The sequence below is a fragment of the Kitasatospora sp. NPDC032121 genome, assembly GCF_055580145.1.
Genome location: NZ_JBVILX010000001.1, coordinates 439,797 through 460,342, shown reverse-complemented (window position 1 = coordinate 460,342; position 20,546 = coordinate 439,797). Strand labels below are relative to the sequence as shown.

Below are 20,546 nucleotides of genomic sequence, written 5' to 3'. Positions count from 1 at the left end.
GAAGTATGCACAACGAAGTGCCATACTTCCCAAATGGATAGTGTCACCTCGTCGCGGAACGTCGCCAAGGCCGCCGCCCACGGCACCCAGGGGCAGCTGGAGCAGGGCTGCACGACCCGCCGGGTCTTCGACCTGGTCGCCGACAAGTGGATGCTGTCGATCCTCTGCGTGCTGTCCGAGGGGACCGCCCGCTACAGCGCACTGCAGCGGGCAGTCGTCGGGATCACCCCCAAGGTCCTCACCCAGCACCTCCGTTCGCTGGAGGGCAACGGGCTGCTGACCCGCACCGTCTTCCCGGTCGTCCCGCCGCACGTCGAGTACGAACTCACCGACCTGGGACGATCCCTCAGGCAGGCGCTGCAACCCCTCCTGGCCTGGGGCGAGTCCCACCTCGACGAGATCGAGCAGGCCCGGAGCGCCGGCTGAAGCCCGCAGCGTCGCGGCCGCCGGGACTGATCCTTCCGCCTGACCTTCCGTGCCCTCGTCTCCCGTGGCGGCGTTAAGCCGCTGACGATCGCTCGAAGTGCGAACGCGAAGTGCGAAGGAGACCGCCGTGGAACGACGCCGAATCCGCAACGCCGTCCTGAGCGGCGCGTGCAGCGCGGCGGCGGCCGTCGGCGTGCTCGTGCCGGCTCAGCCCGTCCAGGCGCAGCCCGGCCAGGCCGTCGAGAGCTACCCCCGCCCCGCGCTTCCCCTCGTGACGGACCAGGTCTTCGAGGACGAGGCCCTCCAGGCGCACAACCAGTACCGCGCCAAGCACAACTCCCCGCCGCTCACGCTCGATCCCGAACTCGTCGAGGCCGCCAAGCAGCGCGCCACCCGGCTGAGCACCGGGCACCGGCTCGACCTGGTGCACGAGGGGAGGGTCAAGGGCGCGGGGGAGAACGACTGGTGGGGCTGGGACGGCCCCCTCGAACTGGGCGTCGAGGCGACCCCGGCGCGTACCGCGGTGGACGCCTGGTACAAGCAGGGCGGCGACTACAAGTTCGACAAGCCCGGCTACGACCAGAACCCGGGCACGGGCCTGTTCACCCAGTTGGTCTGGAAGGCCACGACCCGCATCGGCTGCGCCCGCGCCGCGGGGGAGGGGACGGGCGAGACCGAGGACCGCCTGGAGACGTACATCGTGTGCCTGTACAAGGCGCCGGGCAACGTCGGCGACCCGGCCTCCTACCAGCAGAACGTGCTGCCTCCGGTGGGCGGTTGACCGCCCTTGGGAGTGGACATGTCCGCGAACGACATCATCTTCGACGAGAGCGGCCGCCGTGCGGTCCTCTCCGGTGTGAACGCCGCCCTGTCCGACGCGGTCAAGGGATGGCCCTGGCTTCGGAGGCCTCAACATGGCCGTCGAGAAGTCGTACGGCGACCCCGCCGTCACCCGTGACGGGGTGACCGTGGCCCAGGAGGTGGAGATCCGGGCCCGGTTCGAGGCGCTGGGCACTCGGACGATGCGGGAGGCGGCCACCCCGTCACGGTCCAACTGGCCGACGGCGGCCGAGCAGACCGTCGTGCGCGTGGTCAGGGCGGGGACGGGCGACTACGGCTACGACGCCGCGACCGGGGAGTGCGGCGAGCTGGTCGAGCGGGACGTCACCGACCCGGCGAAGGCGGTGCGCAGGGCCCTGGAGTCGGCGGCCGCTGCGGCCCGCAGGCTCCTGACCGTCGAGCCCGGTGGCGCGACGGGCCGGGCGTGATCTCTGTGCCCGGGCGGTGTGGGGCCGGTTGCGACGGTCGGGCCGTCTGCTTCGCCTGGGCTTGGGCCTGGGCTTGGGGCTGGGCCTGGGCCTGAGACTGGGCTTGGGCTTGGGCCTGGGCTTGGTCCGCTACGCGGGCCCGCAACTCCCGTAGGTCGCCAGGGGTGTTCACGGCGCACCAGAAGCCGTCGGTGCGGTAGCCGGCCAGCTGCCCCAGCCGTACGAGGTGCGGCAGCGTCGTGTCCGCGTGGTCCCCTTCGTCCGGGAGGAGGGGGACCACGCCGGGCGCGAAGACGTACACGCCGCCGTTGACCGTGCAGGTCGGCGGGGGCGGCGCGGTGAGTTCGGCGACCCTCCCCGCGGCGTCGCAGACCACCATGCCGTGGGGCAGCCGGGGCGGGACCAGGGCGACCGTGGCCAGCGCCCCGCTCCGCACGTGGTGAGCGGCCAGCGCGGTGAGCGGGAACTCGGCCCAGATGTCGCCGTAGACGGCGAACCACGGCTCCCGCGGCGCCGGAAGCATGCGGGCGGCGAGCTTCAGCCCGCCGCCCCGGCCCAGCGGGAGGTCCTCCACGACCACGGTGGTGCGGACCGGCAGGGCCGCCGTGCGCACGTAGTCGGTGATCACCTGTGAGCGGTAGCCCGCCGAGACGACCACCGTCTCCACACCCGCGGCGGCGAACCGGTCGATCTGGTGGCGCAGCAGCGGTGCGCCGTTCACCTCGACCATCGGCTTGGGGCACAGGTCCGTGTACGGGGCGAGCCGGCCGCCGCGTCCGCCGGCGAGGATCACGGCCTGGCGGATCGGGGTCGAGGGCGGAGCCTCCGGCGAACACATTCCCGACCTCCCGGGAGCGACGGCGACACGGGCGGCCCCGACGCGGCGTGGACGGGCACCGTGGACAGCTACCTGACTCGCTCACCGTGGAATCCCCGCCCCGGCACTTTGGCCGGAGCGGGGATTCCACGGTGAGCGGATCAGCTGAGCGGATCAGTTGAGGGGATCAGCGGGCGCCTGGCGCACGCACGGGGCTGCCCCCACGCCGTTGGCGTCCATCAGCGACGGCAGGCCCACACTGCCCAGCGCCTGGAAGCCCTGCGGCGGCACCGGGTGGTAGAACGCGCCGGCGCGGTGCGACCGCTTGCCCTTCGTGTCGAACCCCAGGCGGAAGCTGGTCGTGAACGCGATCTCCAGATCGCCCAGACGCAGAGCGGCAGGGGGCATGCGAGGTCTCCGATCGCTCGGCTGAATGCGTTGCGCACGTACCGTACTCGGGGGGTCGTGCCCCGCCGCCGACTGTTGGGACAGCGGGTCGTCGAACGTTCGGGGTTGATCAACTCTGCTTTCCTTCAGTGCCCTTGTGGGGTCTGATCGGTGGTGATCCTGATCGTGTCTGTTCTGCCCGGCCCGCGCCGCGCCTCCGGGTCGACCCTGACGGGAGATCAGGGAATCGCGACGTCCCGTCCCTGATGCCCCGGGTGGACGGTCGCGGAAGACTCGTCGCCGGGGCCGGGAACCGCCGGCCCGGCGACGATCAGTCTGGAGCCGGCCGCACATGAAGACGCAGGTGAGCACGCAGATGGGCACGCACGTGAACGGGAACGTGAACTCGCGTAAGAACCGCAGCCGTTGGGTCGTCCTGGCCGCTGCCGGAGCCCTGGCGACGGCGCTGACGGTCGGGGCGGGCGCGCCCGCCTTCGCCGCCGGGCCCACTGCCGTCCCCTCCTCGGCCTCCGCCGCCTCCCCTTCCGCTTCCGTACCGCCGCTGGACCGGGCGGCGATCCGTGCCGCCCTCGCCCAACGGCCCGCCGCCGACGTCTCCGCCGCGTTCGTGCGGGTCACCGGTTCCGCGGGGAGGTTCGAGGGCACCTCGGCGGAGGCCGGGATGTCCGTGGACCCGCGGGGCAGGTTCCGGATCGGGTCGATCTCGAAGATCTTCACGGTCACCGTCGTCCTCCAACTCGCCGCCGAGGGACGGATCGACCTCGACGGCAGCGTCCGGCAGTACCTCCCGGACTTCCCCTACGAGGCGGTCACGGTCGGGCAGTTGCTCAACCACACCAGTGGACTGCCCGCCGGCGACGGCAAGGCCTGGGGCGACGGCACCACCGGCTGGTTCGCCGACCACCGGCTCGACTCGGCCACCCCCGAGGAGGTCGTCGCCACGATGAAGGGCCAGGCGCTGGGCTTCGACCCCGGCACCGCCCAGCAGTACAACGGCATGAACACCTTCGTCGCCGGACTGGTCGTCGAGAAGGTCACCGGCCACCGCTACGCCGACGAGCTGCGCGACCGGATCATCCGCCCGCTCGGCCTGCGCGACACCGACCTCCCGGACGCCGACGACCCGCAGCTGCGGCACCCCGCGACCCACCCGTACCTGACCGTCCCCGACGCCGACGCCGACGGCGGCTCGCGCCGGGCGGACGTGACCGAGCAGAGCCCGTGGCCCTGGGCGGAGGGCGGCATGATCTCCAGCGCCCCCGACCTGGAGCGCTTCATGACCGCCCTGTTCCGGGGACGCCTCCTCCCGCCGGCCCAGCAGGAGAAGCTGTTCACCGTCCCGGACGTGCCCGTCGCCCCGCACAGCAGCCACTGCGGGGGTGGCACCGCGTGCATGAGCATGGGGCTCGAACGCCTCGCGTCCGACGGCATCGTGGTCTGGGGCAAGACGGGCTCCCGGCCCGGCTCCACCAGCGGCGTCTTCGCCACCCGGGACCTCGCCCGTACGGTCGTGTACTCGACCGACCCGACCGCGCTGAAGGGCGCCGAGACCCCGTACGTCATCGGGCTGGTGAAGGCCGCCTTCAGCCTGGACTCCATCGGCTGACGCCCCGGCTCCACCGCTGTGCTGACGGCGGGCTGGCTCGCGCGGGGGAGGGGGACGGGCCTCGGGGCGGACGCGGGGCGGGGGTGGTGTCCGGGACGGTGGACACATGCTGAAGAACATCCCGGTGGGTGACACCGAACGCCCCGTGCCCCGGTGGGCCCTGCGGCTCGCCAAGGCCCTCCCGTTCGTCGTACTGCCGCACTGCCTGTGGCGGCTGCCGTTCGCGTTCGACTTCCGGATGGGGACGGTCGACCCGACCGCCCCGGCCTACGTCTGGTGGTGCACGCCGTACGTGATCGGCCTGAGCGTGGTCACCGAGGCGCTGACGATCCTGACCCTGGGGCTGGTCAGCGGCTGGGGCGAGGTCTTCCCGCGCTGGGTGCCCGTGCTGCGCGGCCGCCGAGTGCCACCACTCGCGGCACTCGCCCCGGCCGTGCTCGGCGGCCTGACCCTGGTGGCCCTCTTCGACGGCATGCCCCTCGCCTGGCTGGGCGTGTTCAAGGAAGTCGGCTACAGCAACGCCTGGTGGATGGCCCTCGGCCGGATCTGCACCTCGACGGCGATGCTCTGGGGCCCCATCACCCTCGCCCTCGCCTGCTCCTACTACCGCCGCCGCCACGCGAGCCCGCCCCTCGCCACCGCAGCCTAGGAAGTCGGCCCGCCCGACTTCCTGCGCAGGGGTGTCGCGCCGCCCGGCTTCGAGTCTCTGCGTCGGGCTTGTGATGCCGTCCTGGACCGTTCACCTGCCCGGTGGCCTGTCGTCTCGCGGCCCGCTGCGCGAGAAGTCGGCTGGGTCGACTTCCTGCGCGTGGTGGTGCTTTGTTCTGGGGGTTTCGATGGCCGACCCGCGCTTCGGGTTGCGTGGGAGGTCGGTGGGGCTGACTCTGCGGCTCGGGCGGTGCTTGGCGGTCGGTTGCGTGAGAAGTCGAATGGGCCGACTTCTCACGCAGATCGCGCAGAGGTTTCCGGCGGCGAGGGTGCACACACGTAGGAAGTCGGAGGGGGCGACTTTCTGTGCAGGCTGGCGCTGGGTGGTCCGCTGCGTGCGTGGGGAGTCGGCCAGGCCGACTTCCCCCCCCAAAAAGGGGGGGGGGAAGGGGGGGGGGAGGGAGCGGGGGGGGGTGCTTTGTTGGGGGGGTGGGTGTGGGTTGTTCCGTGGTGGGGGGGGGAGGTCGCCAGGGCCGCCCCCCCACGCAACAGGGGGCGTGGTCAGTGGGTGGCGTAGTACTCGGCGAGGGTGAAGAAAGCTTTCTTCGGGTCCCAGGGGACGCCGGGGTAGGTGGTGCCCGGGCGGTCCTCGTAGGTCTTGGTGATGCCGTAGCTGGCGAGGTCGAGGTCGTCGCGGGGGTCGCCGTTCGGGCGGTGGACATGGTCGTAGAGGGCGAGGGTGAAGACGAAGGTGGCGTCGATGCCGCCGGTGTCGAAGGCTTCCAGCAGTTCGCGCAGATGGGCGGCCTGTGCGGCCTCGTCGCGCTGGTAGGTGCCGTCGAGGCGGACCGGTCCGTTGTCGTCGTACTCGACGACGTCCAGGCCGAGTGCGCCGCGGTCGCCGGCACCGCGGTAGGTGGCGGAGCCGAACTCGGTGACGGCGACCGGCTTGCCCTGGGCCGTGAGGTCGCGGACGCCGTCGGCGAAGCGGTCGGCGGTCTCGGCGGAGCGGTACAGGTCCAGTGAGACCAGGTCGAAGGGCTCCCAGTCCACCCGCTCCAGCGGCACCGAGGCGTACGTGACCCGCCCGCCGAAGCGCTCGCGTACCGCGGTCACCGCCCGGTCGAGGAACGCGTTGACCCGGCCGCTGACCGCGCCGAGGTGCTCGCGCACCTGCTCGGGCCGCGCGAGCAGGGCGATCCGCTCGCCGGTGTCGGCGCCGGGTAGGAAGCCCGGGTTCATCAGGCTGAGCTCGGCGCCCGCCACGAACACCACCTCGGCCCCGCCCCGCCGCAGCCGTTCCGCGCGCTCGGCGCAGTCGGCGAACAGCTCCAGCATCTCCTCCGCGGTGAGTTCCAGAGGGTACGGGGAGTACCAGACCTCCAGGCCGAGCGCGGCGGCCCGCCGGGCGGCGAGCTCGATCCGGTCGGCGTCGCCGCCCATGATGCGGACCGCGTTGCAGTGCAGCTCGTCCCGGATGATCCGCAGTTCGCGTTCCACCACCTCGGGGTCGAACCGGGCCCGGGAGTGCGTCCCGTTCCTGATGAATCCGGTGTCGTAGCTGATTCCCTTGGTACGCACGCTTTCCTGCCTTCCGGCGAGAGGAAATTTACGGTACGCCCAGTACCGTAGTTGCCTGGGGTCGCCGACGGCAAGAAGGATGGGGGCGGTCTACGGAGAGGGCGGCGGCATGGCCGGGCAGACGCGGCGGCGCGGGGCGGCGCTGGAGGAGGCGATCCTGCGGGCGGCGGTGGAGGAGCTCGCCGACGCCGGGTTCGCCGGGCTGACCATGGACAAGGTCGCAGCCCGCGCCGGCACCAACAAGAACGCCATCTACCGCCGCTGGCCCAACCGGCTGGCGCTCGGCCTCGCCGCGTACAAGCAGCTCGCGAAGGCGGCCCCGGTCCCGGACGCCGGTGAACTGCGCGGCGACGTGCTGGAGTTGCTGCGCCAGGCGAACCGCCACTGGAGTTCCCCGCTGGGTGCCGTGCTGCGCGAGCTGCTGGCCGCGGCCGGCGGTGCGACGGAGTTCCTGGCGCAGCTGCAGGACCAGTCCGGCGACGCCGCGGCCGCGCCCTGGCTCACCGTCCTGGGCCGTGCGGTCGCCCGCGGCGAGGCGGCTCCCGAGGCGCTGCACCCCCGCGTGGCGACGGTGGCGGTGGTGCTGCTGCGCAACGAGTTCGTGGTGCGCGGGGTGCCGACCGTGCCGGACGACGTCCTGGTGGAGATCGTGGACGAGGTGTACCTGCCGCTGGTGCGCGGACGGGCGCAGGGCTAGCGAGCCGCGTTCCACCGGCCGCCGGGCACGCTCCCCGCGCCGGGCCGTTGTCACAGGTCACCCGTAGGGTTCGACCGTGAACGTTCCCGAGGTCATCCCGATCAAGCACGAGCCCGACCACCGCACCGGCACCATCGGCCGCTGGCAGGGCGGCCAGTTCCTCGCCTCGGCCCTCTGTCTCGGTGTCGGCCGGTACTGCGCCGTCCTGCACCGCTTCGACGCCGCCGGTCGGCACCTCGACTCGCAGATACGCTCCACCGACGCGGCGCCGGAGGCCGAGCGGCTGCTGGCGGAGTGGCTCGACGCCCTGCCGGGCCGGGAGTACGGGGACATCGCGATCGCCCCGTTCGCCGTGCACGTCGACGGCGAGCTGTTCGGCCTGGTCCGCGAGGACTATGAGGAGGACGAGGTGGACGAGGATGCCGGCGAGGACGAGCGGGTCCACTTCGAGCTGTACCCGGACGGCCTCGGCTTCGACGCCCCCTGGTGCGGCTGCTACGACACCTGAGCCGTCCCGGCCGCCCGTCGCCGCGGGCGCGTCACCACGGTGCCACCCGGTAGTCCTTGAGGAACACCCCCGACACCGGGTTCCCGGCCTCGCCGCGGACGATCGGGTCGTAGACCCGGGCCGCGCCGTCCACGATGTCCAGCGGGGTGCGGAACCCCTGGGCGGTGAGGTGGGCCTTCTTCGGGGCCGGGTTCTCGTCGGTGATCCAGCCGGTGTCGACGGCGCACATGTGCACGCCCCGGGTGGCGAGTTCGGCGGCGCTGGTGCGGGTGAGCATGTTGAGCGCGGCCTTCGCCATGTTGGTGTGCGGGTGCCGGGCGGTCTTGTTGCGGACGGCGAACCGGCCCTCCACCGCCGTGACGTTGACGATATAGCGGGCGGGGTGCGGCGAGGCCAGCAGCAGGGGGAGCAGTCGGTCGCAGAGCAGGGCCGGGGCCAGCGCGTTGACCAGCTGGGTCTCCAGTACCTCCGCCGGATCGAGCGAACCGAGCGTGGCGGACCAGGAGTTGGCGGGCGCGAGGTCGGGCAGCAGCCCGGCCTCGTCGGTGATGTCCAGCAACGACCCGGCGCCCGAGGGTAGTTGGGCGAGACCGGTGACCGGCCGGAAGCCGGGCGCGTGGTCGATCGCCCGGCGGTCGGCGGCGGGCAGGGCGTCCTGCTCGCCCGCGGCCAGCAGCGCGTACGACTCCGGCGGACGGCGCAGGGTCTGTGCGGCGTTGTTGACCAGGATGTCGAGCGGGCGCCCCTCGGCGCGCAACCGCTCGGTCAGGCCGATGACCTGGCGCGGGTCGCGGAGGTCGATGCCGACGACGCTGAGCCGGTCCCACCACTGCCCGCTGCCCTCCGCGACGCGGAAGCGGCGGACGGTGTCCTGCGGGAAGCGGCTGGTGACGATCAGCTCGGCACCGTCCCGCAGCATCATCAGGGCGAGCTGGAAGCCGATCTTCACCCGCCCGCCGGTGAGCAGCGCCCGGCGCCCGCGCAGGTCGGTGCCCAGGGCCCGGCGGGCGGTGTTGTCGGTCGCGCAGTCGGGGCAGAGCATGTGGTAGAAGCCGTCGACCCGGCGGTAGGACTGCTTGCAGACGTAGCACTTGCGCGGCACCAGCAGCTCGCCGACCGGCCCGTTCGCGGGCGTCAGCGGCGCGTCCTCGCGGCGGGTCCGGCTGCCGGTCGCGGTGGTGGCGAGCAGGTCGGCGTCGGCCTGCCGCCGGGCCTGCCGGGCCTCCTGGCGGCGGCGCTTGCGGCTCTCCATCACGAACGAGCTGAGCTGTCGCTCGGCGTGCAACCGGGTGCGGTCGTGGGCGGGGAGTGCCCGCAGCCGGCCGAGGGTGCGGCCGAAGGCGGCGAGTTCCTCGGCGGTGACGTCGCCGGTGCGGGCGGCGTCGCCCGCCGGATGGATGGTGATCAGTTGGTCGTGGTCGTCCCGGACCGTCATGTCCGCCCCCTCGTGCCGTACAGGTGGGAGGGACTGTAATGGACGGTCCGGGACGATGAGATGCCAATTTCCGCCGGTGGGTGACGCCAGGTGGTGATCTCAGGTGGTGGCCTCAGGTGGCGATCTCAGCTGGTGGCCTCAGGTGGTGACGTGAGGCCGTGGCACGGGGTGGTGATGTGCGGCCGGCGGTGGCCCGTGGGCTCAGCCCGCGTACTGGCCGAGGATCTTCGCGAACTCGTACGGCTGCTGCGGAATGTTGGTGCACGTGGACAGCGAGCCCCCGGTGCAGGCGTTGGCGTCCCGGGTGGCGTCCCAGAAGGAGAGCATCCCGATGTGGTTCTGCCGGGCGAAGGCCACCAACTGCTGGGCGTCGGCCTGGTTGTAGATCTGGTGGTCGTCGTTCTCGCCGATCATCGGGGTGACGCCGACCATCGCCCACAGCTGGGCGTCGGTCTTCGCCGGGTGGAGCGCCTTGAGCTGGCCGAACAGCGACTGCGCGGCCTGCACGGCGGCGTTGCCGTAGTCGGTCCCGTTGCGGTAGTAGTCCATCGCCATGATGTTGACCAGGTCGACGGCCACCCCGGCGTCCCGGGCGGACTTGACGATGGCGACACCCTCGGCGGTCAGGCCCTCGGGCAGGACGGGCAGGGTGAAGGAGATCCTGAGGCCCGGGTGGGCCTGCTGCAGCTTGGCGAGCGCGGCGGAGCGGCGCTCGTTGGCGGCGGTGTCGGCGATGGCCGCGCCCTCGATGTCGAAGTCGACGTAGCGCAGGCCGTAGGCGTTCACCACGGCGTCGTACTCGGCGAACAGCGAGTCCACCGTGGTGCAGGCGGCGGCGAGTTCGGTGCCGGCCGCGCCGCCGAAGGAGACCTTGACGTCCCCGCCGGCCGCGCGCAGCGCGTCCACCTGGTCCTTGGCCCAGGCGGTGCGCGGGTCGTAGGCGTTGAACCAGCTGGCCTTGCAGCCGACGCCGGTGACGAAGCCCATCGTGTAGCCCTTGAGGCCGCCGGCCTTGGCCATGTCGGGCATCGAGGGGGTGGGCCAGGCGCCCATGTCGATGTACGGGGCGACCGGGAGTGCGACGTTCGGCGCCGGGGTGGTCGGGCCGCCGGTGGGCGTGCCGGTCGGGGTTCCGGTCGGGGTGCCGGTCGGGCTCGGCGGGGTCGAACTCGGCGGCGGGGTGGACGGGTTGCCGCCGCCGGGGCCGGTCAGGACGACGTCATCGGCGAGGTAGCCGCCCTGCCCGTACCAGCCGTGCAGGTAGACGGTGACGCTGGTGGTGGCCGGTCCGGTGGCGAAACTGGTGGACAGCTGCTGCCAGTTGGCTCCGCCCGCGGTCCAGGTGGCCGGGTCGGTGACGCCGCTGCCGGTGGCGCCGAGGTAGACGTACTGGCCCTGCACCCAGGCGCTGAGGGTGTACTTGGTGTTGGGCTGGACGCTGACGGTCTGGCCGCACTGCGCGGTGTCGCCGGCGCTCACCGCCCCCTTGAGGGCGTACGTCCCGCTGTGCGCACCGGAGTTGACCACGCTGCCGGTGCCGGCGGAGCAGCTCCAGGGGCCGAGCGCGCCGCTCTCCAGGCCGCCGTTGGCGAGCAGGTTCCCGTCGGCGGCGCCGGCGTTCCCGGCGAGGGCGGCCAGACCTGCGGCGGCGAGCGCGGTGGCGGCGGCGAGGCTCAGCAGGGTGGTCCGGCGGGCGGGGCGGCGGTGCGTGGGGGCGTGCTGGGGCGCGCTGGGCATGGGGGTGCCTCTCGGGACGTGGTGGCCGCCCGCGCCGCGAGGGGGGAGACACGGGGCGGGCGGCGGCCTGGGGGTGGTCCGGTGCGTGGGGAGCGCGGTGCTGAGCATCAAACTGGACTAGACCAGCTGTGCACGTCAAGCACTTCCCGGGCCCGGACGCCTCACCGAGGGCAGGTTTTAGGAACGGTTAAGACGGTGGTCGGTCGGCGGCCGGCCGGTCATTCGCAGCAGGACTTGCACTCCTTGACCTGGACGTTGTCGATCACCGGCCCGTACGCGCCGGCCACGGTGCTGGTGAAGCCCAGGGTGGTGGTGGGGTTCTGTGCGACGAAGGTGAACTGCCGCCCCACGTAGCCCATCGCGGAGGTCGTCCGGCCGGTGGTGTCGAAGCTGAACGCCTGGAAGTCCTGGCCGTCGATCCGGGCCGCCCCGGTCCGCATCGGGGTGCCGCCCGCCGGGTTGCCGGCCAGCGCGTACGTCACCGTGTAGGTGGTGCCGGGCACGGTGGCGAAGGTCTGGGCGATGGCGCCGTTGGTGCTTCCGTTGAGGTCGATGGACTGGTCGCCCTCGGCGGCCTGCCAGAAGCCGGCGCCGATCAGGTCGACGTTGCCCGCGGTGACCCGCCAGGGGCCGATGGCCTGGTTGGCGGCCACGGTGACGAAGGCGTTCGCCGGGGCCTTGGGGTACTCGAAGCCGCCGCCGTCGAAGCGGCCGGCCGCGCGGTGCCCGCCGTCGGCCTGCGCCGGGGCGGTGAGCACGGTGGCGGTGGCCGCGAGCAGGGCGACGACGGTGATACGCGTGCGCGAGAGCGACATGGGTTCCCCAACTTCCCTGGTGGCCGACCGCGTTGGTCGGCCGTGGTCAGAGCGTCGACCGCTGCGGCCGGCCCTGCCAAGTCGGGACCGGTGGCGCCCGGTGGTGCGGGGGGTTCGTGGGCGGGCTCTCGCGCGCCGGTTTGCCGGGTGGCCGCCGGTGATGGCCGGGTGGAAGGTGTGGGGGCGAACAACGAGGGTTGACGGCCGGGGGCTTCGTGCCCGGTGGTGAAACCGGAGGCGCGCGCCCTGCGCACACCCCTACGGTGGGCCGATGACCATACGAACCGGCTTCGACGCCCCCCGGATCTCGCCCCGGTGGTCGGTCCGCCGCCGGTGGTCTGCGGGGGAGCGGACCACCTGGAACGGCTGCGGCGGCTCGTTCCGGCGATGGCAGGGATCTGCGCCGCGTCCGAGGTCCCCTTCGTCGACGTCACCGAGGCCCTGGCGGCCGATCAGGTCTGGACGGCCGAGGCGGAGGCCGGGGACGGCGCGCACCCGGGATCGGGCGGGTACGGACGGCTTGCGGAGCTGGTCCTGGCGGGCGGCTTCCGGGAGTGGATCGGAACGGGATCGAACTCGACCGGTTTCGAACGGGCTTGACCTCGAGTGCGCTCCAAGGTGAATGCTGAGGGCGTTGATCACGCACCACCAAGCGAACACCCGCGGCGACCACCACGGACGCCGCGGAACCCACGATGGGAGCACCGTCATGCGCAACGCCTCGTTCGGTACCAGCGGCCCCGAGATCGGCGTCATCGGTCTCGGCTGCATGGGCATGACCTGGGCCTACGACATGCAGAACCGGGACGACGAGAACTCGGTCCGGGTGATCCGGCAGGCGCTGGATCTCGGCGTCGGCCTGATCGACACCGCCGACATGTACGGCCCGTACACCAACGAGGAGGTGGTCGGTGCCGCGCTGGCCGGCCCGTACCGGGAGCGCGCCTTCCTGGCCACCAAGGTGGGCATCGTGCCGGGCGGCTCGGGCCCGCACGAGCGCAACGGCCGCCCCGAGCACGTGCGCCGCTCGATCGACGAGAGCCTGCGCCGGCTGGGCACCGACCACGTCGACCTCTACCAGCTGCACCGGGTCGACCCGGACGTCCCGATCGAGGAGACCTGGGGCGCGTTCGCCGAGGTCGTCGCGGCGGGCAAGGCGCGCAGCATCGGGCTCTCCGAGGCGACGGTCGAGGAGATCAAGCGGGCGCAGTCCGTGCACCCGGTGGCCTCGGTGCAGTCCGAGCTGTCCCTGTGGACCCGGGACGTGCTGGCCGACGTGCTGCCGTACACCGAGTCACAGGGCATCGCCTTCCTGCCGTTCTCCCCGCTCGGCCGCGGCTTCCTGACCGGCGGCATCACGTCCTTCGACGAGCTGCCCGAGGGCGACTTCCGGCGCCGGCTGCCGCGCTTCCAGCAGGACGCGCTGAAGGCCAACCTGGAGCTGGTCGGGAGGGTCCGGACGGTCGCCGAACGGATCGGCGCCACCCCCGCGCAGGTCGCGCTGGCCTGGGTGCTGGCGCAGGGCCGGTACGTCTTCCCGATCCCGGGCACCAGGACGCCGCGCTACCTGGAGGACAACGTGGGCGCGGCCTCGGTCGAGCTCTCGGCGGCGGACCTGGCCGAACTGGACGCGCTGCCGGCCGCGACCGGCGGGCGCTACTGACGGTGCCGTCGACGCCCGGGTGCCACGGACGGGCTGCTACTGGCGGTGCCGTCGACGCCCGGCGGGTGCCACTGGCGGGCGGCTACTGGCGGTGCCGTCGACGCCCCGACGGCGGCCGGTCAGCGCTCCATCACCCACACCAGCTGTCGTCCGGTCTCGCCCGGAGCCCGGACGGCGGCCTCGGCGATCCGGTCCAGCCGGTAGCCGAGCTTGCGCGGGACGGCCGCGCTGGCGCCGTTCGCCTGGTCGCAGCGGATCTCCACCCGGGTGATCCCGGGCAGCGCCAGTGCGGCCTCGGTCAGCGCCCCGGCCGCGGCGGTGGCGATGCCGCGGCCGACGTGCCGGGCGGCGACCCAGTAGCCGATCTCCAGCCCGCCCGGGCCGATCCGCCCGTGCAGGCCGAGGGCGCCGATCACACCGCCGGGTTCGGCGTCCAGGCCGGCCAGGTACATGAAGTCGGTGCCGGCCTCCCAGGCGGCCGCGCCGGCCCTGGTCAGTTCGGCGGTCTGCGCCCGGGAGGGGGCCTCGGCCGCCCACTCCATCCACGGCCGCAGGTGCTCCAGGTTGGCGCGGACGGCCCGGTTCAGCGCCGCCGCGTGGGTGCTGCGGCGCCGCCGCAGCCAGAGGCCGCCGGGCAGCCGCAGCTGTTCCGGCGGCCGCCCGGCGGTCGCCTCCACGACCGGTGGAGCGAGGCCACAGGACCGTGACTGTGCTTGGCTCATGACGGCGATTATCGCCTTGGCCAGGACCTGTCAGCACCCGGATTGCCTCCGGCGGCGGGCGCGTCCGGCCGCGAGCCGGCGCCGACCGGCCCGGCCGCGCCCGGTCGCACCCCGGCGGTCAGAGCCGGACCATCACCTCGTCCAGCTCCTTGCGCCGCAGGTCCGGCACGCGCGCCCCCTCGGCCGGGTAACCGACCGGGATCACGTACGCCGCGCGTTCCTCCGCCGGGCGGTCGCACACCTCGTTGAGGAACTTCATCGGGCTCGGGGTGTGGGTCAGCGTGGCCAGTCCGGCCTGGTGCAGCGTGGCCAGCAGCAGACCGACCGCGATCCCCACCGACTCCTTGGTGTAGTACGGACGCGGCGAGTCGGGGCCCTTGTGCACCTCGAACACCACGATCACGGCCGGCGCGTCCTCCAGGAACGGCTTGTGCCAGTCGGTGCCGATCGGGGCGAGCGCGGCCAGCCACTCCTCCGACGCCCGGTGGTGGTAGAACTCGCGCTCCTCGGCCTCGGCCGCCTCGCGCAGCCGCCGCTTGCGCTCCGGGTCGGTGATCACCACGAACCGCCAGGGCTGGACGTGTGCGCCGCTGGGCGCGGTGCTCGCGGTCCGGACCGCCCACTCGACCACCCCGTCCGGGATCGGGCGGGTGGAGTAGTCGCGGACGGTCCGGCGCTGGGCCATCACCTCGTGGAAGGACCTGCTGCGGGCCTCGGCCTCGTGGGCGGGCACCGTCATGGGGATGAGCGGGACGGTCGGGTGGGACGTTCCCGCCACGGCGCTGTCTGTGCTGTCAACCATGGCGGACAGCACAGCACATGACGGCCCCGCCGGGAAGAGGTACAGACCGAGAGGTAGAGACCAATCGCCGGTCAAGCGCCGACTCGGAGGCCGGCACCGACTCGGAGGCCGGCACCGACCCGGAGGCCGGCACCGACCCGGAGGCCGGCACCGCCCCTGCCGCCGCTGCCCGGCTCAGTGCTCGTGCACCCGCCCGTCCCGGACCTCGATCCGCCGGTTCACCGACACCGTGTCCAGCATCCGCCGGTCGTGGGTGACCAGCAGCAGGGTGCCGGTGTACGAGCCGAGCGCCGACTCCAACTGCTCGATCGCGGGCAGGTCCAGGTGGTTGGTGGGCTCGTCCAGCACCAGCAGGTTCACCCCGCGGGCCTGCAGCAGCGCCAGCGCGGCCCGGGTGCGCTCGCCGGGGGAGAGGGTGTCGGCCGGGCGCAGCACGTGCACCGCCTTGAGGCCGAACTTGGCCAGCAGGGTGCGCACGTCCTCCGGCGAGAGCTCCGGCACGGCGGCCGCGAAGGCCTCCAGCAGCGGCTCCCCGCCGAGGAACAGCCCGCGCGCCTGGTCCACCTCGCCGACCACCACGCCGGAGCCCAGCGAGGCGCTGCCGGCGTCGAGTTCGAGCCGGCCCAGCAGGGCGGCCAGCAGCGTGGACTTGCCCGCGCCGTTGGCGCCGGTGATGGCGACCCGGTCGGCCCAGTCGATCTGCAGGTCCACCGGACCGAAGGCGAAGTCGCCGCGTCGGGCGCTCGCCCCGCGCAGGGTGGCGACCACCGAGCCGGAGCGCGGCGCGGTGGCGATCTCCATCCGCAGCTCCCACTCCTTGCGCGGCTCCTCGACCACGTCCAGCCGCTCGATCATCCGCTGGGTCTGCCGGGCCTTGGCGGCCTGCTTCTCGGTGGACTCGGTGCGCATCGCGCGGCCGATCTTGTCGTTGTCGGAGGACTTGCGGCGGGCGTTGCGCACGCCGTTCTCCATCCAGCCGCGCTGCATCCGCGCCCGGGCCTCCAGCCCGGCCTTGGTGTCGGCGTACTCCTCGTACTCCTCGCGGGCGTGCCGGCGGGCCACCGCGCGCTCCTCCAGGTACGCCTCGTAACCGCCGCCGTACAGGTTGACCTGCTGCTGGTGCAGGTCCAGCTCCAGCACCTTGGTCACGGTGCGGGCCAGGAACTCGCGGTCGTGGCTGATCAGCACGGTGCCCGCGCGCAGGCCCTTGACGAAGGACTCCAGCCGCTCCAGGCCGTCCAGGTCGAGGTCGTTGGTGGGCTCGTCGAGCAGGAAGACGTCGTAGCGGGAGAGCAGCAGCGAGGCGAGGCCGGCCCGGGCGGCCTGGCCGCCGGACAGGGCGGTCATCGGCAGGTCCAGCGAGACCTTCAGCCCGAGCGAGTCGGCGACCTCCTCGGCGCGCTCCTCCAGGTCGGCGCCGCCGAGGTCCAGCCAGCGCTCCAGGCCGGCGGCGTACGCGTCGTCGGCGCCCGCCCGGCCCTCGACCAGGCCCTCGGTGGCCTCGTCCAGCGCGGCCTGCGCGGCCGCCACGCCGGTGCGGCGGGCCAGGAAGTCGCGCACCGACTCGCCCTCGCGGCGCTCCGGCTCCTGCGGCAGGTGGCCGACGTTGGCGCCCGCCGGGCTCAGCCGCAGCGACCCGCCCTCGGGGGTGTCCAGGCCGGCCAGCAGGCGCAGCAGGGTCGACTTGCCGGCGCCGTTCACGCCGACCAGGCCGATCACGTCGCCGGGGGCGATGACCAGGTCCAGGCCGGAGAAGAGGGTGCGTTCGCCGTGGCCGGCGCTGAGGTCCTTGACTACGAGTGTCGCGCTCATGATGGGGCCGATTGTAGGAGGAGCGGGGCGCGCGGCCGAAAAGGCGGAGGCCGCGGCTGTCCTGCCGCGGCCCCCGCCCCCTGATCAGTCGGGCCTGATCAGTCGGGCCTGATCACTCGGCCCTGATCACTCGATGCCGATCACTCGATGCCGATCACTCCGGGCCGGTCACTCCGGGCCGGTCACCTGGTGCTGATCACTTGGCCTTCTTCGAGAAGTACTCGAACATGTGCTGGGCCACGTCCTCCAGGTACGGACCGGCCTCGTAGGTGTTCGCGCCGTTGCCGATGGAGGTGTCGCTGACCAGGGCGGGCTTGCCGTCCTTGGTCGCGTACCAGCCGCCGCCGCTGCTGCCGCCGGTCATGTTGCAGCCGATCAGCAGCATCGCCGGGCGGCTCGGGTCGCCGGTCTTCTTGGACGGCTTGCCGCCGTCGCAGTGCTCCAGCTCCACGCCGTCGAAGGGCTTGCCCTCCGGGAAGCCGTAGTTGCTGACGGCACCGACCTGGTCACGCGGGGCGTTGAACCAGAGCGGGACGGAACCGCCGACGGTCTCCTCCAGCGACTTGCCGCCCGGGTTGGGGTTGGCGACCTTGATGATCCCGAAGTCGTACTGGCTCCAGGGGCCGCCCTTCTCCGGGTCGGCCTCGGCGGCCCACTGCGGCGAGACCATGCCGGAGGTGGCGGTCCACTCGCCGTACGGCTCGGCGTCCTCCAGCTTGGCCTGCTTGTTGCCGTTGCTCAGCACGCCGTTGCTGTTGAAGGCCGGGGCGAAGGTGATGTCGGTGTAGTACTTGTTGCCCTTGCCGCCGTGCAGGCAGTGGCTGGCGGTCCACACCAGGTTGCTCTTGCCCGGGTTGGCCGGGTCGGAGACGACGGTGCCGGAGCAGACGTAGTCCTCGTTGCCGTCCTTGAAGAAGATCTTGCCGTTGACGTGCATGTTCTTCGGGAACGGGTGCGCCACGGGCTTGGCCGGGACGACGGCGGGCAGCTGGTCGGCGCCGCCGGGCTGGGCCGCGGTGGGCTGCGTGGTGGGCGCGGCGGCGGTGGGCGCGCCGGTGGCCGGGGCGGCGCCGGTGGGCTGTGCGGGCGGCTGGGTCGCGTCCGGCGCGGGCTGCGGCAGCGGCTTCGGCTTGGCCTCCAGCAGCTTCTGCAGCGTCCAGTAACCCTTGACCGCCGGGGTGATCACGTTGGCCTGGGCCCACTTGTCCCAGTCCTCCAGCTTCCAGGTCTTGAGCTCCTCGAGCGTCGGAAGCTTGATCGGAGCCGCCCCCGGGGTGCCCGCGGCGCTGGCCCCGGCGGTGGGAGCCGCGGTCGCGGGCGGGTCGACGTTGTCCGGCCCGCAGGCGGTGGCGACCACCATGGTCAGCGCGGCGACGGAGGCGCCCAGGACGGCACGGCTCGGCCGGGATATCGGTGACATGCGTTCAAATCCCCCTGTTGACTACTACCGCCATGCGGCCCGTTCCCCGGGCGCGGCCCCACTCGGCCGCAGGCATGGCAGGTGAGGAGTCTGCCATGCGTCCGGCGGCCTCTCGGCACCTGCCCCGGACCGGGACGCGGCCGTCACCGGATCGGCACGGGATCGGCACCGGGCCTCCGTGGGGCCTCCGTGGGTCGTCCGTCGGGGCGCCGTCGGGGCCTCAGTGGGCCTTCGCCGTGGCGCCGCCGGGGCCTTCGCCGTGGCGCGCCGCCGGGGCCTCCGCCGGATAAATCGGTTGCACGCCTGGTGCGGGCTGCCTAGCGTGGTCCGGGTCATCAGCCAGACAAGGAGAAGGCCGTTGCTCTACTGAGGTCCCGGGACACCGCCCCGCCGCGCAGGCCCTGCTGCCGTTGCGCGGTGCGCGAGTGTGCGACCTCAGTCACGGCCCGTGGCGCTCCCCTGCGTGACGCCACCCCTTCGTTTCCTCCGGCCGTCCCCGGTTCCGCACCCGCGGTGTCTCCCCGTGTTGCTCACCACCCCTTCGGCAACCACCCCGGGAGGCCTGTATGGCACACCAACCCACCACCACCGCCGTCCTCTGCACCGAGCTCTCGTTCGAGTGGCCCGACGGCAAGCCCGTCCTGGACGGCTTCCACCTCGCCGTCGGCCCCGGTCGCACCGGCCTGATCGGGCTCAACGGCGCGGGCAAGTCCACCCTGCTGCGGCTGATCGCCGGCGACCTCACCCCCACCGGCGGCACCGTCCGGGTGGGCGGCGAACTCGGCTACCTGCCCCAGGGGCTGACGCTCGACACCACCCTGAGGGTGGACGAGGCACTCGGCATCCGCGCCACCCGCGAGGCCCTGCACGCCATCGAGTCCGGCGACACCGACCAGCGCCACTTCGACGCGATCGGTGACGACTGGGACGTCGAGGAGCGCGCCCGCGCCACCCTCGACCGGCTCGGCCTGCACCGCCTCGGCCTCGACCGCACCACCGGCGAACTCTCCGGCGGCGAGGCGGTGTTGCTGCGGCTGGCCGCCCTGCTGATGGCCCGCCCCGACGTCCTGCTGCTCGACGAGCCCACCAACAACCTCGACCGGGCCGCCCGCGAGCGGCTCTACGAGACGGTGGCCGGCTGGAACGGCGTGATGCTGATCGTCAGCCACGACCGCGAGCTGCTCCGGCACGTCGACCAGATCGCCGACCTCAGGGACGGCGAAGTCACCTGGTACGGAGGAAACTTCGAGGACTACGAACGCACCCTCGCGGCCCAGCAGGAGACGGCCGAGCGGCAGCTGCGCAACGCCGAGGCCGACGTCCAGCGCCAGAAACGGGACTTGGCCGAAGCCCGGGTCCGGCTGGACCGCAGCGCCGCCTACGGCAAGAAGCGCTCGGTCACCCGCAACGACCCGCACATCTTCGCCGGGATGCTCAAGCGCAAGGGCCAGGAGACGGCCGGCCGTCTCCAGGGCATGCACACCGAGCGCCTGGAGGAGGCCAAGGCCCGGCTCAGCGTGGCCGAGGAGGCGGTGCGGGACGACGCCGAGATCAGGATCGACCTGCCCCGCACCGCCGTCCCGGCCGGGCGCACCGTGCTCACCCTGGACAAGGTCCGGCTGCCCTACGGCACCACCGCCGCCCTCGACCTGCGCGGGCCCGAGCGGATCGCCCTGGTCGGCCGCAACGGCGCCGGCAAGACCACCCTGCTGCGCACCATCGCGGGCGAACTCGCCCCGCTGGCAGGGGAGGTCATCACCCCGGTGCCGCTGCGGCACCTCCCGCAGCGGCTCGACCTGCTGGACGACGAGAGCTCCGTGGTGGAGAACGTCAAGCGGTTCGCCCCCGCCGCCGGGGACAACGCGGTCCGCGCCCGGCTCGCCCGCTTCCTGTTCCGCGGTGCCAGGGCCGACCAGCCCGCCGCCACCCTCTCCGGAGGCGAGCGCTTCCGCGCGACGCTGGCCGCCCTGCTGCTGGCCGACCCGCCGCCGCAGCTGCTGCTGCTCGACGAGCCGACCAACAACCTGGACCTCGCCAGCGTCCGCCAGCTCACCCAGGCACTGGCCGCGTACCAGGGCGCGCTGATCGTGGCCAGCCACGACCTGCCGTTCCTGCGCGGCCTGGGGCTCACCCGGTGGCTGGAGCTGGACGGCGAACTGCGGGCGGTGGCGCCGATGTAGC

General features: G+C 73.0%; 20 protein-coding genes. 10 read left to right on the top strand and 10 right to left on the bottom strand.

What is annotated here, in order from left to right; genetic code table 11:
- The first annotated feature begins 33 nt into the window (after positions 1-33).
- From ACZ5OX_RS02105 to ACZ5OX_RS02095, 3 genes are all read left to right on the top strand, one after another.
- A complete protein-coding gene (locus ACZ5OX_RS02105) occupies positions 34-426 on the top strand; it encodes a winged helix-turn-helix transcriptional regulator (RefSeq protein ID WP_465628238.1) in 393 nt (130 codons plus the stop codon).
- Between the two features lie 127 nt (positions 427-553).
- On the top strand, positions 554-1,207 hold the full coding sequence (locus ACZ5OX_RS02100; protein WP_465628237.1) for a CAP family protein: 654 nt from the start codon (positions 554-556) through the stop codon (positions 1,205-1,207).
- 133 nt (positions 1,208-1,340) lie between these two features.
- Positions 1,341-1,694: a hypothetical protein gene (locus ACZ5OX_RS02095; protein ID WP_465628236.1), complete on the top strand. Its 354-nt coding sequence runs from the start codon at positions 1,341-1,343 to the stop codon at positions 1,692-1,694.
- Here ACZ5OX_RS02095 and ACZ5OX_RS02090 read toward each other — a convergent pair.
- Both ACZ5OX_RS02090 and ACZ5OX_RS02085 read right to left on the bottom strand, forming a co-directional pair.
- Positions 1,591-2,532 (bottom strand): nucleotidyltransferase family protein, encoded by a 942-nt coding sequence (locus tag ACZ5OX_RS02090; protein ID WP_465628235.1) that lies wholly within the window; start codon positions 2,530-2,532, stop codon positions 1,591-1,593. The two genes, ACZ5OX_RS02095 and ACZ5OX_RS02090, sit on opposite strands and share 104 nt — an antisense overlap.
- A 153-nt stretch (positions 2,533-2,685) precedes the next feature.
- A complete protein-coding gene (locus ACZ5OX_RS02085; RefSeq protein ID WP_465628234.1) occupies positions 2,686-2,919 on the bottom strand; it encodes a hypothetical protein in 234 nt (77 codons plus the stop codon).
- Between the two features lie 343 nt (positions 2,920-3,262).
- On the opposite strand from ACZ5OX_RS02085, the gene ACZ5OX_RS02080 reads away from it, so the two are divergent.
- Both ACZ5OX_RS02080 and ACZ5OX_RS02075 read left to right on the top strand, forming a co-directional pair.
- Positions 3,263-4,525: a serine hydrolase domain-containing protein gene (locus tag ACZ5OX_RS02080; RefSeq protein ID WP_465628233.1), complete on the top strand. Its 1,263-nt coding sequence runs from the start codon at positions 3,263-3,265 to the stop codon at positions 4,523-4,525.
- 106 nt (positions 4,526-4,631) lie between these two features.
- Positions 4,632-5,174, top strand: coding sequence for a hypothetical protein (locus ACZ5OX_RS02075; RefSeq protein WP_465628232.1), 543 nt, complete (start codon positions 4,632-4,634; stop codon positions 5,172-5,174).
- 560 nt (positions 5,175-5,734) lie between these two features.
- On the opposite strand, the gene ACZ5OX_RS02070 is transcribed toward ACZ5OX_RS02075, so the two are convergent.
- Complete coding sequence (locus ACZ5OX_RS02070) at positions 5,735-6,754, bottom strand: hypothetical protein (RefSeq protein WP_465628231.1); 1,020 nt, start codon at positions 6,752-6,754, stop codon at positions 5,735-5,737.
- A 109-nt stretch (positions 6,755-6,863) separates the two neighbouring features.
- Between ACZ5OX_RS02070 and ACZ5OX_RS02065 the strand changes: the two genes are divergently transcribed.
- Positions 6,864-7,451 carry a TetR/AcrR family transcriptional regulator gene (locus tag ACZ5OX_RS02065; protein WP_465628230.1) on the top strand — a complete coding sequence of 196 codons (588 nt, stop codon included), beginning with the start codon at positions 6,864-6,866 and terminating at the stop codon, positions 7,449-7,451.
- A 76-nt stretch (positions 7,452-7,527) separates the two neighbouring features.
- Positions 7,528-7,959 carry a hypothetical protein gene (locus ACZ5OX_RS02060; protein WP_465628229.1) on the top strand — a complete coding sequence of 144 codons (432 nt, stop codon included), beginning with the start codon at positions 7,528-7,530 and terminating at the stop codon, positions 7,957-7,959.
- A gap of 31 nt (positions 7,960-7,990) precedes the next feature.
- Here the strand turns inward: ACZ5OX_RS02060 and ACZ5OX_RS02055 are convergent, their stop codons facing one another.
- The 3 genes from ACZ5OX_RS02055 to ACZ5OX_RS02045 form a co-directional block, all read right to left on the bottom strand.
- Positions 7,991-9,394: an SDR family NAD(P)-dependent oxidoreductase gene (locus ACZ5OX_RS02055; RefSeq protein ID WP_465628227.1), complete on the bottom strand. Its 1,404-nt coding sequence runs from the start codon at positions 9,392-9,394 to the stop codon at positions 7,991-7,993.
- Positions 9,395-9,595: 201 nt separating this feature from the next.
- Positions 9,596-11,131, bottom strand: coding sequence for a carbohydrate binding domain-containing protein (locus ACZ5OX_RS02050; RefSeq protein ID WP_465628225.1), 1,536 nt, complete (start codon positions 11,129-11,131; stop codon positions 9,596-9,598).
- A 218-nt stretch (positions 11,132-11,349) separates the two neighbouring features.
- Positions 11,350-11,946 carry a choice-of-anchor C family protein gene (locus tag ACZ5OX_RS02045; protein WP_465628223.1) on the bottom strand — a complete coding sequence of 199 codons (597 nt, stop codon included), beginning with the start codon at positions 11,944-11,946 and terminating at the stop codon, positions 11,350-11,352.
- Positions 11,947-12,261: 315 nt separating this feature from the next.
- Between ACZ5OX_RS02045 and ACZ5OX_RS02040 the strand changes: the two genes are divergently transcribed.
- Both ACZ5OX_RS02040 and ACZ5OX_RS02035 read left to right on the top strand, forming a co-directional pair.
- A complete protein-coding gene (locus ACZ5OX_RS02040; RefSeq protein WP_465628221.1) occupies positions 12,262-12,546 on the top strand; it encodes an SGNH/GDSL hydrolase family protein in 285 nt (94 codons plus the stop codon).
- Positions 12,547-12,655: 109 nt separating this feature from the next.
- Positions 12,656-13,609: an aldo/keto reductase gene (locus ACZ5OX_RS02035; protein ID WP_465628219.1), complete on the top strand. Its 954-nt coding sequence runs from the start codon at positions 12,656-12,658 to the stop codon at positions 13,607-13,609.
- Positions 13,610-13,728: 119 nt separating this feature from the next.
- On the opposite strand, the gene ACZ5OX_RS02030 is transcribed toward ACZ5OX_RS02035, so the two are convergent.
- The 4 genes from ACZ5OX_RS02030 to ACZ5OX_RS02015 all read right to left on the bottom strand — a co-directional run bounded on the left by ACZ5OX_RS02030 (position 13,729) and on the right by ACZ5OX_RS02015 (position 18,365).
- Positions 13,729-14,331, bottom strand: coding sequence for a GNAT family N-acetyltransferase (locus ACZ5OX_RS02030; protein WP_465628217.1), 603 nt, complete (start codon positions 14,329-14,331; stop codon positions 13,729-13,731).
- Between the two features lie 118 nt (positions 14,332-14,449).
- Positions 14,450-15,133, bottom strand: a complete 684-nt coding sequence (locus tag ACZ5OX_RS02025) for a nitroreductase family protein (protein ID WP_465628215.1) — start codon at positions 15,131-15,133, stop codon at positions 14,450-14,452.
- 174 nt (positions 15,134-15,307) lie between these two features.
- On the bottom strand, positions 15,308-16,945 hold the full coding sequence (locus ACZ5OX_RS02020) for an ABC-F family ATP-binding cassette domain-containing protein (protein WP_449789927.1): 1,638 nt from the start codon (positions 16,943-16,945) through the stop codon (positions 15,308-15,310).
- A gap of 196 nt (positions 16,946-17,141) precedes the next feature.
- Positions 17,142-18,365 carry a trypsin-like serine peptidase gene (locus tag ACZ5OX_RS02015; RefSeq protein WP_449809255.1) on the bottom strand — a complete coding sequence of 408 codons (1,224 nt, stop codon included), beginning with the start codon at positions 18,363-18,365 and terminating at the stop codon, positions 17,142-17,144.
- A 566-nt stretch (positions 18,366-18,931) separates the two neighbouring features.
- Here ACZ5OX_RS02015 and ACZ5OX_RS02010 point away from each other — a divergent pair.
- Complete coding sequence (locus ACZ5OX_RS02010; protein WP_465628213.1) at positions 18,932-20,545, top strand: ABC-F family ATP-binding cassette domain-containing protein; 1,614 nt, start codon at positions 18,932-18,934, stop codon at positions 20,543-20,545.
- The last annotated feature ends 1 nt before the right edge of the window (position 20,546 follow it).

Bases quoted from the DNA above. Each gene is read 5' to 3' on its own strand.
- ACZ5OX_RS02090 (WP_465628235.1), bottom strand. From the start codon at position 2,532: ATGTGTTCGCCGGAGGCTCCGCCCTCGACCCCGATCCGCCAGGCCGTG.
- ACZ5OX_RS02050 (WP_465628225.1), bottom strand. From the start codon at position 11,131: ATGCCCAGCGCGCCCCAGCACGCCCCCACGCACCGCCGCCCCGCCCGC.
- ACZ5OX_RS02065 (WP_465628230.1), top strand. From the start codon at position 6,864: ATGGCCGGGCAGACGCGGCGGCGCGGGGCGGCGCTGGAGGAGGCGATC.
- ACZ5OX_RS02085 (WP_465628234.1), bottom strand. From the start codon at position 2,919: ATGCCCCCTGCCGCTCTGCGTCTGGGCGATCTGGAGATCGCGTTCACG.
- ACZ5OX_RS02010 (WP_465628213.1), top strand. From the start codon at position 18,932: ATGGCACACCAACCCACCACCACCGCCGTCCTCTGCACCGAGCTCTCG.
- ACZ5OX_RS02035 (WP_465628219.1), top strand. From the start codon at position 12,656: ATGCGCAACGCCTCGTTCGGTACCAGCGGCCCCGAGATCGGCGTCATC.
- ACZ5OX_RS02075 (WP_465628232.1), top strand. From the start codon at position 4,632: ATGCTGAAGAACATCCCGGTGGGTGACACCGAACGCCCCGTGCCCCGG.
- ACZ5OX_RS02020 (WP_449789927.1), bottom strand. From the start codon at position 16,945: ATGAGCGCGACACTCGTAGTCAAGGACCTCAGCGCCGGCCACGGCGAA.
- ACZ5OX_RS02055 (WP_465628227.1), bottom strand. From the start codon at position 9,394: ATGACGGTCCGGGACGACCACGACCAACTGATCACCATCCATCCGGCG.
- ACZ5OX_RS02025 (WP_465628215.1), bottom strand. From the start codon at position 15,133: ATGGTTGACAGCACAGACAGCGCCGTGGCGGGAACGTCCCACCCGACC.
- ACZ5OX_RS02095 (WP_465628236.1), top strand. From the start codon at position 1,341: ATGGCCGTCGAGAAGTCGTACGGCGACCCCGCCGTCACCCGTGACGGG.
- ACZ5OX_RS02045 (WP_465628223.1), bottom strand. From the start codon at position 11,946: ATGTCGCTCTCGCGCACGCGTATCACCGTCGTCGCCCTGCTCGCGGCC.
- ACZ5OX_RS02015 (WP_449809255.1), bottom strand. From the start codon at position 18,365: ATGTCACCGATATCCCGGCCGAGCCGTGCCGTCCTGGGCGCCTCCGTC.
- ACZ5OX_RS02105 (WP_465628238.1), top strand. From the start codon at position 34: ATGGATAGTGTCACCTCGTCGCGGAACGTCGCCAAGGCCGCCGCCCAC.
- ACZ5OX_RS02030 (WP_465628217.1), bottom strand. From the start codon at position 14,331: ATGAGCCAAGCACAGTCACGGTCCTGTGGCCTCGCTCCACCGGTCGTG.